The organism is Streptomyces griseus subsp. griseus (assembly GCF_003610995.1).
Lineage (GTDB): Bacteria > Actinomycetota > Actinomycetes > Streptomycetales > Streptomycetaceae > Streptomyces.
The window spans coordinates 3,582,988-3,597,528 of the sequence record NZ_CP032543.1; the positions used below are offsets into that span (position 1 = coordinate 3,582,988).

13 protein-coding genes and 1 pseudogene are annotated in these 14,541 nt (G+C 72.8%); 13 read left to right on the plus strand and 1 reads right to left on the minus strand.

Annotated elements, in window-relative coordinates; translation table 11 throughout:
• Positions 1-45: 45 nt before the first annotated feature.
• The 4 genes and pseudogenes from D6270_RS33665 (at position 46) to D6270_RS34010 (ending at position 4,437) form a co-directional block, all read left to right on the plus strand.
• The gene (locus D6270_RS33665; RefSeq protein ID WP_264081512.1) at positions 46-810 is read left to right on the plus strand and encodes an SDR family oxidoreductase; all 765 of its coding nucleotides are present in this window, start codon (positions 46-48) and stop codon (positions 808-810) included.
• A 55-nt stretch (positions 811-865) separates the two neighbouring features.
• Positions 866-2,161: an MFS transporter gene (locus D6270_RS15935; RefSeq protein ID WP_109164811.1), complete on the plus strand. Its 1,296-nt coding sequence runs from the start codon at positions 866-868 to the stop codon at positions 2,159-2,161.
• 335 nt (positions 2,162-2,496) lie between these two features.
• Positions 2,497-3,147 (plus strand): annotated as a pseudogene (locus D6270_RS34005) (transposase); the annotation flags it as partial.
• 600 nt (positions 3,148-3,747) lie between these two features.
• The gene (locus D6270_RS34010) at positions 3,748-4,437 is read left to right on the plus strand and encodes a response regulator transcription factor (RefSeq protein ID WP_109164809.1); all 690 of its coding nucleotides are present in this window, start codon (positions 3,748-3,750) and stop codon (positions 4,435-4,437) included.
• Positions 4,438-4,565: 128 nt separating this feature from the next.
• On the opposite strand, the gene D6270_RS15950 is transcribed toward D6270_RS34010, so the two are convergent.
• Positions 4,566-5,324: a maleate cis-trans isomerase family protein gene (locus D6270_RS15950; RefSeq protein WP_109167416.1), complete on the minus strand. Its 759-nt coding sequence runs from the start codon at positions 5,322-5,324 to the stop codon at positions 4,566-4,568.
• A gap of 227 nt (positions 5,325-5,551) precedes the next feature.
• Here D6270_RS15950 and D6270_RS15955 point away from each other — a divergent pair, with 227 nt between their 5' ends.
• Genes D6270_RS15955 through D6270_RS15995 form a run of 9 tightly spaced genes read left to right on the plus strand, consistent with a single transcriptional unit; the run spans position 5,552 to position 14,497 of the window.
• Positions 5,552-6,706, plus strand: a complete 1,155-nt coding sequence (locus D6270_RS15955) for a hydroxymethylglutaryl-CoA lyase-like TIM-barrel protein (protein ID WP_109164808.1) — start codon at positions 5,552-5,554, stop codon at positions 6,704-6,706.
• Positions 6,707-6,744: 38 nt separating this feature from the next.
• The gene (locus D6270_RS15960; protein ID WP_093689889.1) at positions 6,745-6,930 is read left to right on the plus strand and encodes a lysine biosynthesis protein LysW; all 186 of its coding nucleotides are present in this window, start codon (positions 6,745-6,747) and stop codon (positions 6,928-6,930) included.
• 1 nt (position 6,931) lies between these two features.
• Entirely contained in the window at positions 6,932-7,786 is an 855-nt protein-coding gene (locus D6270_RS15965; RefSeq protein WP_109164807.1) for an ATP-grasp domain-containing protein, read from the plus strand.
• Entirely contained in the window at positions 7,783-8,838 is a 1,056-nt protein-coding gene (gene argC, locus D6270_RS15970) for an N-acetyl-gamma-glutamyl-phosphate reductase (protein WP_109164806.1), read from the plus strand. The genes D6270_RS15965 and argC overlap by 4 nt, the downstream gene beginning before the upstream one ends.
• Positions 8,835-9,656, plus strand: a complete 822-nt coding sequence (locus D6270_RS15975; RefSeq protein WP_109164805.1) for an amino acid kinase family protein — start codon at positions 8,835-8,837, stop codon at positions 9,654-9,656. Before argC ends, D6270_RS15975 begins: the two co-directional genes overlap by 4 nt.
• Positions 9,653-10,216 carry a type 1 glutamine amidotransferase gene (locus D6270_RS15980; protein ID WP_109164804.1) on the plus strand — a complete coding sequence of 188 codons (564 nt, stop codon included), beginning with the start codon at positions 9,653-9,655 and terminating at the stop codon, positions 10,214-10,216. The genes D6270_RS15975 and D6270_RS15980 overlap by 4 nt, the downstream gene beginning before the upstream one ends.
• Positions 10,217-10,259: 43 nt before the next feature.
• Positions 10,260-11,396, plus strand: coding sequence for a Glu/Leu/Phe/Val dehydrogenase dimerization domain-containing protein (locus D6270_RS15985; protein ID WP_109164803.1), 1,137 nt, complete (start codon positions 10,260-10,262; stop codon positions 11,394-11,396).
• Positions 11,396-13,129: an AMP-binding protein gene (locus D6270_RS15990; RefSeq protein ID WP_109164802.1), complete on the plus strand. Its 1,734-nt coding sequence runs from the start codon at positions 11,396-11,398 to the stop codon at positions 13,127-13,129. The genes D6270_RS15985 and D6270_RS15990 overlap by 1 nt, the downstream gene beginning before the upstream one ends.
• 57 nt (positions 13,130-13,186) lie before the next feature.
• Positions 13,187-14,497 carry a pyridoxal phosphate-dependent aminotransferase gene (locus tag D6270_RS15995; RefSeq protein WP_109164801.1) on the plus strand — a complete coding sequence of 437 codons (1,311 nt, stop codon included), beginning with the start codon at positions 13,187-13,189 and terminating at the stop codon, positions 14,495-14,497.
• Positions 14,498-14,541: the final 44 nt, after the last annotated feature.

Sequence of the window (14,541 nt, forward strand, 5' to 3'; positions counted from 1 at the left end):
ATCGCGATGCGACCCCGCGGGCGGCGCCTGGAGGGAGCGGCAACCATGACCAAGTACGCGCGCAGAAAGGCCCTGGTCGTCGGCGAGGCCACCGATATCGGCCTGGCCATCGCCAAGCGGCTGGTGGAGGGCGGGGCGAGCGTCCTGCTGACCGCCCGCACGGAGGCCGAGCGCGCCCACGCGGTCGCCGAACTCGGCTCCGCCGCCCGCGTCGTTTCGCCATCCGCCGTGGAGGCCGCCCTCACCGGGGCCCCCGGCCCCGCAGGTGCCGACACCAACGATTCCACCGGCCTAGGGGACGGCCCAACCGGGCTCGGGGACGGCCCCACAGGCACCACCAGGCTCGGGGACGGTTCCACCGCTCCCACCGGCCTCGTACACGACCCCACAGGCGCCGCTGGTGCCATAGACCCCACAGGCCTCACTAGCACCACCAGCCCCACAGGCACCACAGGCACCAGCCCTACAGGCCCCACCACCGTCGGCCTCCTCTTCGCCGACGCCATCCCCACCGCGCGCCCCCTGCTCCCGTACGTCGAGGACGGCGGCGCGGTCGTCCTGACCGCGCCCACCCCGTGCCCCGACGCCGTACGGGCGCTCGCCGACGAACTCGCCGCCCGGGGCATCCGCGTCAACGCCGTGGCACCGGGCTGTATCGAGGCGCCGGGCTCCGGCGCCGTACCCCTGCCTCCGCTGGGGCGTCTCGGCGCCGCAGAGGAGGTGGCCCGCGCCGCGCTCTTCCTGGCCACGGAGGCGACGTTCACCACCGGCGCCCGGCTCCCCGTGGACGGCGGCCTCGGCCACCCATGACCCCTCTCCGTCCCCGCACCCCACACCTCCCATCCGGAAACCTGGAGCACACCCCATGAGCACCGCACCCGACACGGCGCCCGCCGCCGCTGCGGCACCGGACCCCAAGGGCGGGGGCGAGGACCAGCAGAAGCTTCCGCTCTTCGCCCTGCTGGCCCTGGCCACCGCCGTCTTCATCACCTGCCTCACCGAGACCCTCCCGGCCGGTCTGCTGCCCGCGATGAGCGAGGACCTGCGGGTGAGCCAGTCCGCGACCGGCCAGACGGTCACGGTCTACGCGATCGGCACCGCCCTCACCGCGATCCCGCTCACCGCCGCCACGGCGGGCTGGCAGCGGAAGAAGCTGCTGCTCACGGCCATGGCCGGGTTCGCGCTCGCCAACACCGTGACGGCCCTGTCGTCCGTCTACGAGCTGACGATGGTCGCCCGGTTCGTCGCCGGTGTCGCCGCCGGTCTCGCCTGGGCCCTGCTCGCCGGCTACGCCCGCCGCCTGGCCCCCGCACACCTCCAGGGCAAGGCGATGGCCATCGCCATGGCCGGTATCCCCGTCGCACTCTCCCTCGGGGTGCCCGCCGGAACGTTCCTCGGCGAGTGGCTCGGCTGGCGCGTGGCGTTCCTGTCGATGACGGTGCTCACGGTCGTCCTGCTGGTGTGGATCTTCGTGGGCGTGCCGGACTTCCCGGGCCAGGGGCGCGGCGAGCGGCCGAAGCTGCTGCGGACCCTGACCATCCCGGGCGTGACCCCGGTCCTGTTCGTCACGCTGGTCTTCGTGCTGGCGCACACCATCCTGTACGCGTACATCGCCACCTACCTCAAGGACCTGGGCCTCGGCAGCTCCACCGGCCTGGTGCTCCTCGTCTTCGGGGCCGCCTCGCTGGCGAGCATCTGGATCGTCGGCGCGCAGATCAACCGCCGGCTGCGCGGTCTCACCGTCGGCGGCGCGCTGCTGGTCGCCGTCGCCGCGCTGCTCCTGGCCGTCCTCTCCGACACCACCGCCCTCGTCTATGTGGCGGCGGTGCTGTGGGGGCTGGGCTGGGGTGGTGTCCCCACCCTGCTCCAGACCGCCGTCGGTGACGCGGGCGGCGAGTCGGCCGATGCCGCGCAGGCGATGCTCGTCACGCTCTGGAACGTCGCGATGGCGGGTGGCGGCATCGTCGGCGGCATCCTGCTGGACACCGTGGGCAGCGAGTCCTTCCCGTGGACGGTCCTGCTGCTCCTGCTGCCGGTGATCGCGGTCGTGCTCTACGCCCGGCAGGCCGGTTTCCCCGCCCACCGGCCGGTGGCGGAGGCGGAGGAGGCGTCGGCCCCGGCCGGCGTCCCGGCCCCCACCGGCGGCGACCCGGCGGCCTGAGGAAGCGTGCCCGGACCATGTTCATGATTTGTTGACACTTCACCGGGCGACCGCGGGACCCGGCCCCACCAGTGGCGGAGCCGGGTCCTTCCGCTCCACGCGCCCGCCGCCTGCACCCCACCGAGGGGTGTTTTCGCAGGTCAGACCCCGAACTCGCAAAATAGACGGCCGACCCGGGCAAACTCCCTTCCGGGCGGTACTTTCACCTCGTACTGATGTGCCATGTATCCACTCGGGTGCGAGCGGTGACGAGTATCGAGGGGGCGTAGCGTTACATGTCGTCAAGTGAGGTGCGCGCGGGGGTGCCGGGCGACGGCGCATACATGCAGACGTTCATGGACGAGATCTTCCGGGCCTTCCAGCGGCCGGAGCAGCGCCGCTGGGCCCAGGCCTATCTATGGGCCCTGATCCATGTATCAGGCAAGAAGACGCCCCGCCGCATGGCCCTGGCGAAGCCCTTGCCCCCGGCCGCGGCACACGGCCTGCACCAGTTCATCAACGCCAGCCCGTGGGAGTGGACCCCGGTACGCCGCCGGCTCGCCCGGCGGGTCGCCGCGCGGACGACCCCGCACGCCTGGACCGTCGCCGAACTCATCATCCCCAAGCGCGGTGAGCACTCGGTGGGTGTGCACCGGCGCCTCGACCCCGTCACCGGACGCACCGTCAACTGTCAGCGGGCGCTGGTCTTCTTCCTCGTCTCGGGGACCCAGTGCTACCCGGTGGACTGGAGCCTCGTGCTCGGCGGGGCGTGGGACTCGGACCGGGAGCGCAGACGCCGGGCCCGCATCCCCGGATCCGAGGCCGGGCGCACCCCTGCCGACCATGTCGTCGGGTACGCCGCCGAGGCCGCCGCACAGCCCCAACTCGCCGGGCTGCCCTGGGTGCTGGACCTGACCCGGTGCGACGACGCGGCGGGGGTCCTCGCGGGCCTCACCCGGCAGCGGGCCGATGTGGTGTGCGAGGTCGCCCCGCACCACCTGGTGCTCCTCACCGGGCAGCACACGCCCGCCGTGACCACGGTGAGCGCCCTCATGGAGGTCCGGCACGCCCGGCAGACCCACGTCCTGCTCCGGCAGACCCCGGACGGCCGGGTCCGTCCCGTGCCGGTCCACACCTACGCGGGCACGGTGGGGGCGCCCCGGCCCGGCTTCGGCGACGACGTGGGCGCACGCCCGTACCGCATCCTGGAACGGCCCGACCCGGACGGCCGGCAACCCGCCCGGTACTGGCTCACCACCCTCACCGACCGGCGGGTGGAGGACGTCCTCCGGCTGGCGCGCGGCCATGCCGCCGCCCTCTCGGCCGTCACCACGCTCGGCCGCAGGTTCGGCGTCCTCGACTTCGAGGGCCGCTCCTTCCCCGGCTGGCACCACCACATGACCATGGCCTCGGCCGCCTACGTCTACCAGCGCCTGCCCGGCGCATCCGGCGGCGGCCCCGGGGGCGCCGCCGCCCCGCCGCAAGCACCGCCCCGCCGCCGTAACCCGCCCGCCCCACCCCCTCCGTCGCACTCACCGGTGCCTCCAACTGACATGGCAGCACCGCGAATCGACGTGAAGCCGAAGAGAAGGGGTGGGTGGGGCAGCATGAGACAGGTACTCGTGGTGGAGCAGGACGCGGCCGCAGCGGCGGCCATGGTGAGCGATCTGCGGCGGCAGGGATTCGCCGCCCGCAGCGTCTCCACCGGAGAGCGGGCGCTGCGCGTGTACGGCGACGCGGATCTGGTGCTGTTCTCCCTGGAGCTGCCCGATATCGACGGGCTGGAATTGTGCCGTTCCCTGCGCGGCGGCGGGGATACGGCCCTGATAGCGGTCACCGATGCCGACGCCGAACTGGAGCGCGTCCTCGTACTGCACGCGGGCGCGGACGACTGTGTGGTGAGAAGCTGGGGATTCAGGGAGGTCGGGGCACGTATCGAAGCGGTACTGCGCCGGGCCCGGCCCCGGCAGAACCTTCCGGGCACCATTTCCCTGCGCGATCTGCATATCGATCCGCGTCGGCGGGAAGTACGGCTCGGGGGACGGCTCGTCGGTGTCACGTCGAAGGAATTCGAACTGCTCTACACCCTGGCCGCCACCCCGGAGACGGTCGTGACCCGGAAAGAGCTGATGGCCCGGGTCTGGGGCAGCAACTGGGGTCACACCAGCCGCACGATCGACACCCATGTGAGCAGCCTCCGGGCGAAGCTCGGCTCCGGCGGCTGGATCATCACGGTCCGGGGCGTCGGATACCGGATGGGATACGCCTGGCAGATGCCGGAGACGACGGCGGGCTGAGCGGACCGGGGGCGAGTGGACCGGGGACCGAGCAGACCAGGGGCGAGCGGACGAGGGACCTGCGCGGACCGGGGCCGAGCGGACCAGGGACCTGCGCGGACCGGGCCCACTCCCCCGGCCCCCGCCCGTCACACCCTCGCCCCCTCCAGCCGCCGCAGCAGCGGGTGGTGCGCCTCGCCCGTCGCCCCCACCGCCCGCCGCGCCCACCACGCCGAGGCCAGGTTCGAGGTCAGCAGGGTGCGGTGCGGCTCGCGGCGGGCCAGCTCGGTCAGCGCGGCGAGCGTGCCCATGCCCGTGCCCGTGAAGAGCAAGGCCGTGCCGGCGGGCAGCTCCCGCTCCCGTATCCGCCGCAGGATGGTCCCGGTCGTCACCGTGTACGGGTCGAAGCGCGCGTCCCCGCCCGGGCGCGCGGCCTCCTCCGCCGGCACGAGCACCACCCCGTCGACGGTGAGCCCGGCCCCCTCCCAGAAGGCCCGGGAGGTGTCGGTGAGCCAGGGCTCGTACGGGGAGACGAGCGTCAGGCGGCTCACCCCGAGCGCCTCGCAGGCCGCGAGGATCGCCTGGGTGGAGGACTGCACCGGCGAGCCGGTCCGCTCGGACAGCTCGTCGCAGAAGGCCCGGTCGCCCGCCGGCTCCAGCAGGTAGTGCGACGCGCTGCACGCCACCACCGTGGCATCCAGACGCAGCGCGCCGAAGCTGCCGAGCAGCCCGGGGAGCACCTCGTTGTACGTCTCCAGCATGGCCCGGAGTTCCGCTCCCGGAGTCACCGGGAATCGGGAGGTATACACATTCATTCCGGCACCGAGCAGATGGTTGAACTCAGGTTCCGCCGTGGGGTTCTCCGGCGGCACGACGACCCCCAGCCGGGGCAGCGAGAAGAGATCCATGCCCAGCACCGTAGGGCGTACGCCGCACCACCGGGTGTTCCTCGTCCGCTATTTGGCACGCCCGGACGCCACCCTTGCACTGCCTTTCCTTCCTGACATTCCCTGACACTCCGCCACACAGCCCTGACACGGTTGGCATTGCTCTTTTCAGCCAGCCGCCGAAGGATATGGATCAGCGAATGCAGCCCTGATTGCCCACCCCTTTCACGGAGAGAGGAGCAAAGGAAATGGCAGCAGAAGACCCTGAGAAACTGGAGAGGCCGCCCCGTATATCGGACGCGACGCTGCGCGATTCCGCACACATGGCGGGGGTGGAATTCGGCCCCGCGGACGCCGCCGCCATCGCGGACCTGCTGGTGCGGACGGGCGTCGAACTCGTCGAGGTGGGGATGGTCTCCGGACCGGACTCCAAGGACGCCGACCTCGTCCTCGCCACCCACGAGGCGGTCACCCCCGAGCGCAGCATGACGCTCGTCGTCGTACGCGACCGCCGCCAGGTCGCCCGTGCGCTGGACGAGGCCGAGCGCCTGGGCGTGCGGCACATCATGTACTCGATCCCCACCTCCGAGCAGCACGCGCAGCTGAAACTCGACTCGGCGAGCCCCAAGTTCCTTCAGGCGCTGGCACGTTCGGCGATCCAGCAGGCGAAGGACCGCGGCTTCCACGTCACGTTCAGCGGTGAGGACGGCGCCCGGACGCCCCGGGGGCGGCTCGTCCCCTATGTGGAGGCGGGGTTCGCGGCGGGCGCCGACCGGTTCCGGCTGGCGGAGACCGTGGCGTACCTCTCGCCCTGGCAGATGGAGGAGGTCATCGCGGACATCACCGCGATCGACGGCTCCGAGATCGAGATCCACTCGCACAACATGCTGGGCATGGCCGTCGCCAACTCCCTGGCCGCCGTACGGGCCGGTGCCCAGTGGATCTCCGCGACCGTCGGCGGCATCGGGGAGCGCGGCGGCAACGCGCCGCTGGCCGAGCTGCTCACCTCGCTGCGTGTCATCCACGGCGACACCCGCTTCGACCTCACCCATCTCACCGAGCTGTCCCGGATCGCCCTGCGCGGCGCGGGCCTCGGGGAGGCCTTCCAGTCCGGGCCGACCACCCCGCACGCCTTCGCGTACGAGCTGCCGGGCCAGCTGAGCCACCCGCACGCGTACGAGACGCTGCCCGCCGAACTCGTCGGCAACAGCCGCGAGTTGCGCGTACGCACCCGCCTCACCACCGCTCTCGTCCGCTGGGCCCTGGCCGATTCGGGCCTGGAGGTCGACGTCGACGCCTTCACCCCGTGGCTGGCCGAGCGGCAGGAGCGGGACGGCCGCCCGCTGCTGGACCGGGACACGATCCGCAAGGCCGCCATCGACTTCCGCCCGGTGCCCGCGTAACCCACCCCCACCCTCCCGACCGATCTACGGAGTTCACGATGTCCACCGCCACCCTGACCGGCGTATGCCCCGAGTGCGAGACCGACCTGACCGTCCCCCCGGTCGCCCTGGGTGAGACGCTCTCCTGCCCCGAGTGCATCCTGACCCTCCGCGTCGAGGCCGTCGAGGACGGCCGGCTGACGCTGGAGATGGTCGAGGTGCAACTGCGCGACTGGGGCCAGTGACATGGCAGCACTCCGTCCCGTCGCCCTCGTCGCGGACCGGATCGCTTGGGAGGAACGCCTGCTCATCGAGGCGGCCCCGGCCTTCGGCCTCCGTATCGACTGGGTCAACGACGAGTCCCTCTCCCTCGGCCACCCGGACGCCCCGTCGGTCAAGGGGTACGACACCCTCCTCATCCGCAGCCGCAGCTACACGCGCGGCGGCCTGATCGCCACCCTCGCCGAGGCGGCCGGCGTCCCCACGCTGAACACCGCCCGGGCCATCCACGCCTGCGAGAACAAGGCCGTCCTGCGCGCCCTCCTCCGGACCGCCGGCGTGCCGGTCCCCGACCACCGGCTCGTGCTCTCCCGCAAGGACTTCGACAAGGCGCTGGCCGACCTGCCGCTCCCCCTCGTCCTCAAGCCCGTCTTCGGCGGGATGGGCAAGCGGGTCACGCTGATCCGGCACGCCGACACCGCCCACTCCGTGTACGACTACATCGAGGACCTGGCCCACGCCTTCGAGCAGGCCAGTGTGGTGGAGCCGTACCTCGGCGGCAGCTCGGTGCGCTGCCTGGTCGTCGGGCGGGAGCTGATCGGGGCGGCGGAGTTCGAGAGCGGCGGCAGCGACTGGCGCAACAACGCGGCCCTCGGCAACAAGAACCGCGCCATCGCCCACGACCCCGATGTCGTCAAGATCGTCGACGGTGTGGTCGACGTGCTCGGACCCGGCATCTACGGCGTCGACCTCTTCGCCACCCCCGACGGCCATGTCGTCAACGAGGTCAACCACGCCCCCGGCTTCCGGGCCGTGGCCTCGGCCACCGGTGCGGACATCCCCTCGGCCATCGCCCGTCATGTGCAGGAGCTACTCGCATGATCCGTGCAGGAGTCGTCGGCGCCTCCGGGCTCGCCGGCGGCGAACTCATCCGCCTCATCACCCAGCACCCCGACCTCGAACTCACCTTCCTGGGCGGCTCCTCCAACATCGGCCGCCGCCCCTCAGAGCTCCACCCCGGCCTCCGCGACGACCGGGGCCTGACCATCCAGCCGGTCACCGAGGAGGTTGCGGAGAAGGTCGACGTCCTCTTCCTGGCCACCCCGGCACCGGTCTCGGCGGAGCTGTCCTCGCTGCTCGCCGACCGCATCCCGGCCGTCGTCGACCTCAGCGGCGCGTTCCGCATCCGTACGCCGGAGCTGCACGACCGCTGGTACCCGAAGGTCAGGCGCCGCACCGATCTGGCGGACCGATTCGTCTACGGCGTACCGGAGCTGATCGGCGACCAGTTGAAGGACGCCGCACTCATCTCGCTGCCCGGCTGCTACGCCACCGCGATCACCCTGGGCCTGGCGCCGCTCACCCTCGGTCTCGGACTCGGCCTGAAGACGGTGGTGGTGGACGGCAAGAGCGGGTCCAGCGGCGGCGGTGTCCAGCTGCGCACCTCCGACCTGCACCCGTTCCGGGCCGGGGCCATCGCCCCGTACTCCCCGACCGGGCACCGGCACGCCGCCGAGGTCGGCGACTTCCTGGAGCGGAGCAAGCCCGGCACCATCGGGAACCTCTCCATGTCGGCGTACGGCGTCCCCAACGTCCGTGGCCTGCTGACCAGTTCGTACGTGTTCACCGACGAGAAGGTGGACCAGCGGGAGCTGAACCGGGACTATCTGCGCTTCTACAAGGGGCGCCGCTTCGTCCGGGTGCGGCGGCACAACGAGACGCTGATCCCGGTTCCCGACCCGCAGGTGGTCCTCGGCTCCAACTATGCCGATGTCACCGTGCTGTTGGACGAGGAGGGCGGCCGGATCGTCGTGCTCGCCGCACTCGACAACCTGGTCAAGGGGGCGGCGGGACAAGCCGTGCAGGTGACGAACCTGCGGTTCGGGCTGCCGGAGGAGACGGGGCTGACCCAGCAGCCGGTGATGCCGGCATGAGCGCATCCTCCCCTCTCCGCACAGTGCCTACGGTGGTCAAGCTCGGCGGCAGCTGCCTCGACGACCTCGACGGCACCTGGTGGGACGACCTGGCCCGGCACGGCCAGGACCGGCCCCTAGTCCTCGTGCACGGCTGGTCCAAGCCGCTCAGGAGACTCGACGCCCGCTACCGCGAGCCGTCCGCGATCCTGCGCGACCGGTACGGCAACCAGAGCCGGTGGACTACCCCCGAGGTCATCGACGACATCAAGGCGGTCAGCGCCGTCCTGGCCGAGGACGTCCTCGCACGGCTGGAGAGCCGTGGCATCACCGCCGAACGGCTGCTCGGCAGCGACGGCCTGGTCAGCGCGGCCGAGGGCGAGCGGTGGTGGTGGCGGGAGAAGCGGCTCGTGGAGCTGGAGAACCTCGTCGGCCCGATCACCGGTGTCGACCCGGCCCCGCTGAAGAACCTCCAGCCGGGCCACGCCTACCTGGTCACCCCGCTCGCCCGGAACGCGGCGGGCCAGGAGGTCAACACCGACGCCGACCGGGCCGCCGCCGCGATCGCCGGGGCCACCGGCGCGTCCGACCTGGTCCTGGTCACCGACGTCGGCCATCTGCTCATCGACGACCGGCCGGTACGCCGGATCAGCGCGGCGGACGCCGCCGCCTTCCGCGACCAGGGCGCCAAGGGCGGCATGCGCAAGAAGCTGCGGGCCGCCGGCGAGGCCCTGGAAGGCGGGGTGGAGCGGGTCGTCATCGGCAGCGCCGCCGTCACGGAGCTGCTGGACGGCTCCACCGGCACGCTGATCACCCGGTCGGAAGGCGGAGAGGCATGACGCGGTCCCGTGTGCTGGTCGTCAACAACGGAACGCTGTCGCTCAGGCAACTCCGCGCCCGATTTGAAGAGTTGGGCTCGGATACGGAGGCGGTCGACGCCTCCTCCGTACCCGCCCGGGTGGGCGGCCGCTACCAGGCCATCGTGCTGAGCGGCACCAAGGTGCGCGCGTACGACAGCGCGTTCTACAAGCCCCTGATCGACCTGGTCACGACAGCGGACGTGCCGGTCTTCGGCATCTGCGGCGGGATGCAGATCCTCGCCGTCGCGGCAGGCGGCCGACTCGCGGAGGGGCCGCAGCGGGTCGGCGGCTACGAGGTGCGGGTGGACACGGAGGAGCCGCTCTTCACCTATGTGAAGCCCACGGTCACCGTCTTCCACCGGCACACCCTCTACCTCCAGGAGGCCCCGGCGGGCTACCGCTCCATCGGCCGCTCCGAGCACGCGCCCGTGGAGTTCCTCCGCTCGGACGACGGCCGGATCCACGGCGCCCAGGCCCACCTGGAGTTCCGCACGGACGGCCTGGAGATCCTGCGGGGCTTCGCGCGGCTCTACCAGTGACCGAGCCCTCCACCGACCCTTCGTACAGGACAAGGACTTCGCCATGAGCGCAGCAGTACCGGAAGAACCGCAGGACCCCGCCCTCACCGTCCACCTCAACGGCAGCGGTGGTGCCATCAAGGGATGGGTGGTCATCGACACACTCGTCGACGGCCTGGCGATGGGCGGCACCCGGATGACCACCGGGGTGAGTGAGGAGGAAGTCGCCGGCCTGGCACGGGACATGACCGAGAAGTTCACCCTGGCCGGGCTGCGCATCGGCGGCGCCAAGGCCGGGATCGTCGCCGACGGTACGAACTCCGGGGGCGCGGCCCGCGAGGAGACCTTCCGCACCTTCGGCCGCACGGTGAAGCCGCTTCTGCACGGCGGCATCCACCTCGGCATCGACATGGGCGTCACCCCCGCCGACCGGGCCGTCTTCTTCGAGGAGGCGGAGTACGACCCCCGCTACCGGCTCGGCGCCCCCGACATGCCGATCGACTGGCGTACGTACTACGAGCCCCTGATCGACGCCACCGGCCATGGCGTCGGCGTCGCCGCGATCACCGCCCTGGAGGCGAGCGGCCGCACCGAGCCCGCCCGGGTGGTGGTGCAGGGGTTCGGCGCGGTGGGCCGGGCGGTGGCGCGGTTCCTGGAGGACCGGGGGCACATCGTCGTGGGCATCGCGGACATCCAGGGCACGATCAGCGCGGACCGGCTTCCGGTCGCCGAACTCGTCGCCGTCACCGACCAGTTCGGCGCGATCGACCGCGCCCGCCTGCCGCAGGACGTGAAGCTCTCCGGTGAACCGGACGCCTGGCTGGACGTGGACGCGGACATCCTGATCCTGGCCGCGCAGAAGTACGCGATCAACGCGGAGAATGCCCACCGACTGCGGGCCGGCCTGGTGGTGGAGGGCGCCAACCTCGCCTCCAGCGCGGCGGCCAAGGAGAAGGTGGCCGCCTCGGGGGCCGGGCTGGTCCCGGGCGTGATCGCCAACATCGGCGGCGCCGCCTCGGCTGCCCTGGCCGTCACCCGGGTCGTCCCGTTCGACCTGGCGGCCGAGGCGCGCAAGGCCTGGGTCTTCGACTGGGTCGGCGACCGGGTCCGCCGGAACACCCGGGACCTGCTGGAGATCGCGGCCTCCCGGGCGGGCGACCCGCTGCCGGAGCTGCTGGCGGCGCGCCGGAAGGAGCGCTGATGAGCACGGCGGCGAGGGAGCGGCCGGCCCCTGTCGCCGGGGCCGGTGCGCAGGGGCGCGCCGGAACCGACGTGGAGCGCGCCGAGGCATACCGCCGTCGGGGCTGGTGGCGGGACGAGACCTTCCTCGACGATCTGCACCGCCAGGCCCGGGAGCACCCACGCCGGCTGGCCATCGCGGGCCGGCGCGTGGCGGAGTCGCGTACGGACACCCTCGACTACGCCGAACTGGACCGTCTGACGAACCGGTTCGCGCTGGCCCTGCTCGAACTGGGGTTGCGGCGCGGGGACTTCGTCGCCGTACAGCTGCCCAACCGGTGGGAGATGGTGCCGCTGATCTTCGCCTCCATCCGGGTCGGCGCGGTCATCATCCCGATCTCCCCGATCTGCACGGAGGAGGAGCTGCGCCACCGTCTCGGCCTCACCGAGGCCCGGGTGTGCGTCACGCTCCCGGAGTGGTCCGGCACACCGCTGGCGGAGACCGCCACCCGGCTGAAGGCCGAACTCCCCTCCCTGAAGCATGTGCTGGTGGTGGACGGCCCGCCGCCCGAAGGCGCGCTCCCCTTCCACGAGCACTTCGTGGCGCAGGAGCGGGAGGAGCGGGAAGGCGCCGCCGCCCGGCTGGACGGGCTGGCGCTCGGCGCGGACGACCCGTTCGTGGTGCTGTTCACCTCCGGCACCACGGGCCTGTCCAAGGGGGTGCTGCACAGCCAGAACACGGTGCACTCGGCGGTACGCGGCTACGTCGACGCGTTCGGAGCGGGTGATGGCGAGGGCCAGGAGTGGGTGGCGGCGGTCTCCACGCCACTGGTCCACTACTCGGGCTTCGCCCAAGGGGTGTTGGCCGGGGTCATGCTGGGCGGGACCGTCGCCTTCCAGGACGTACGCCGTAACGAGGCGCTCCTGGACCTGGTGGAGCGGTACGGGGCGACCCTGCTCTACGGGCCGCCCGCCACCCTCGCCGATGTGGCCGCCTCCCAGCGGGCCGAGCGGCGGGACACGAGCACGCTGCGGCATGTGGTGATCGGCTCGGCGCCGGTCCTCCAGGAGCTGGCGGACGAGGTCCACGAGACGCTCGGCGCCCGCGCCCACTCGCTGTGGGGCATGTCGGAGAACGGCCCGGTGACCACCACCCGGCCCGAGGACCCTGAGGGCTGGTCGGCGCGGAGCAACGGCCGCGCGATCGACGCGATGGAGACCCGGATCGAGGCGTCGGGTGCGTACGGGGGCTCGGCGGGCCCCGTCGGCCGGCTCAAGGTGCGCGGCGCGTCGCTGGCGCTCGGCTACCACCGGCGGCCCGAGGCGTTCGCGGCCGAGCTGGACGAGGACGGCTGGTTCGACACCGGCGACCTCGCCCGGGACGACGGCCAGGGCGGCATCCGCATCATCGGCCGGGCCCGGGACGCGGTGCTGCGGGACGGGCGGGTGGCGCCGATGACGGAGCTGGAGGCGGTGATCGGCAGCCACCCCAGGGCGGAGGAGGCGGCGCTGGTGGGGCTGGAGACGGCCGGCGGGGAGGGCCCCGGCAACGTGATCGTCGCCGTGGTGGTCCCGCGCGGCGGCCCGGGCCCGACGCTGGAGGAGGTCCGGGCCCGGGTCACGGATGCGGGCCACGACGCCCGCTTCCTGCCGGACCGGCTGGAACTCGTCCCCGCGCTTCCCAAGACCCTCACCGGCAAGGTCCGCAAGGCGGAACTGCGGGAGCGGTACGCGACGAGCCCCTCAGCTCCCTGACCCGTACACCCCGTTCCTTGGCTTTCAACACCCTTACCGATCACTGGAGTCGCTGTCATGCCCGAACCCCCACCGGTCTCCGCCCCCGTCTCCATGTCGGCGACCCTCGCCGCCGACGAGGCCCTGGCCCGACGGCGCCGGGCCGGGGAGCGGGTCCTGTCGATGGCGAGCGGGGAGATCGGCCTGCCCGTCCTCCCGGCCCTCAGGGACCGGCTCGCGGCGGCGGCCGACGAGAACGCGTACGGCTCCGTCGCCGGTTCCGCCGCCCTGCGCACCGCCGTCGCCGGGTACTGGGAGCGGCGCGGCCTGGGCATCGACCCGGGGCTGATCGTGGCGGGCCCCGGCAGCAAGTCGCTCCTCTTCGCCCTGCTGCTGGCCATCGGCGGGGACGTGATCGTGCCGGTGCCGAGCTGGGTGAGTTACGCGGCCCAGGCCCGGCTGGTCGGGGCGCGGCCCATCCCCGTACCGATTCTGCCGGGGCAGGGCGGGGTGCCCGACCCGGACCGGCTGCGCGAGGCGGTCGCCGACGCGCGGGCGGCCGGGCAGCACCCCCGGGCGGTGGTCGTGACCGTGCCGGACAACCCGACCGGGACGGTCGCCTCGGCCGCCACCGTACGGCGGCTGGCACAGGCGGCCCGCGAACTGGACCTGGTCATCGTCTCCGACGAGATCTACTGCGATCTCGTGTACGACAGCTCCGGGCCCGCCGTCTCCCCGGCCCTGCACGCCCCCGAACGGACCGTCGTCACCACCGGGCTCACCAAGAACCTCGCGCTCGGCGGCTGGCGCACCGGCGTGGCCCGGCTGCCCGACAGTGAGCCGGGGCGCGCTCTGCACACCCGGCTCACCGCGGTCGCCAGCCAGATCTGGTCCTCCCCACCCGCACCGGTGCAGACGGCGGCCGCGTACGCCTTCGGTGAGCCGCCGGAGGTCACCGAACGCGTCGCGGCGAGCCGGCGGCTGCACGAGACGGTGGTGCGCGCGGTCGCCGCCCGCTTCACCGCCGTGGGCGCGCAGCTCGCCCCCGTGGCCGCGACCTGCTACCTCTACCCGGACTTCGAGCCTCTGCGCGAGCACTTGGCCCAGGCGCACGGCGTGCACGGCGGCGACGGTCTGGCCGCGCTGCTCTCCGAGCGGTACGGGGTCGGCGTCCTGCCCGCCACCGCGTTCGGGGAGGCCGCCCGCCCCCTGCGCATCCGCGCGGCGACCAGCCACTTCTACGGCGAGACCGCCGAGCGGCGCAGGGCGGCCCTGGAATCGGCGGACCCGCTCGCCCTGCCGTGGATACGGGAGTCCGTCGACCGGGTCGGCGAGGTCCTGGCCGACCTGACGGGGACGCCGGTCCCCGCTCCCGCCCCGCACGCCTGATGTCACCCCGCCCCCACCCGCGTACCCCGTATGTCACACGCACC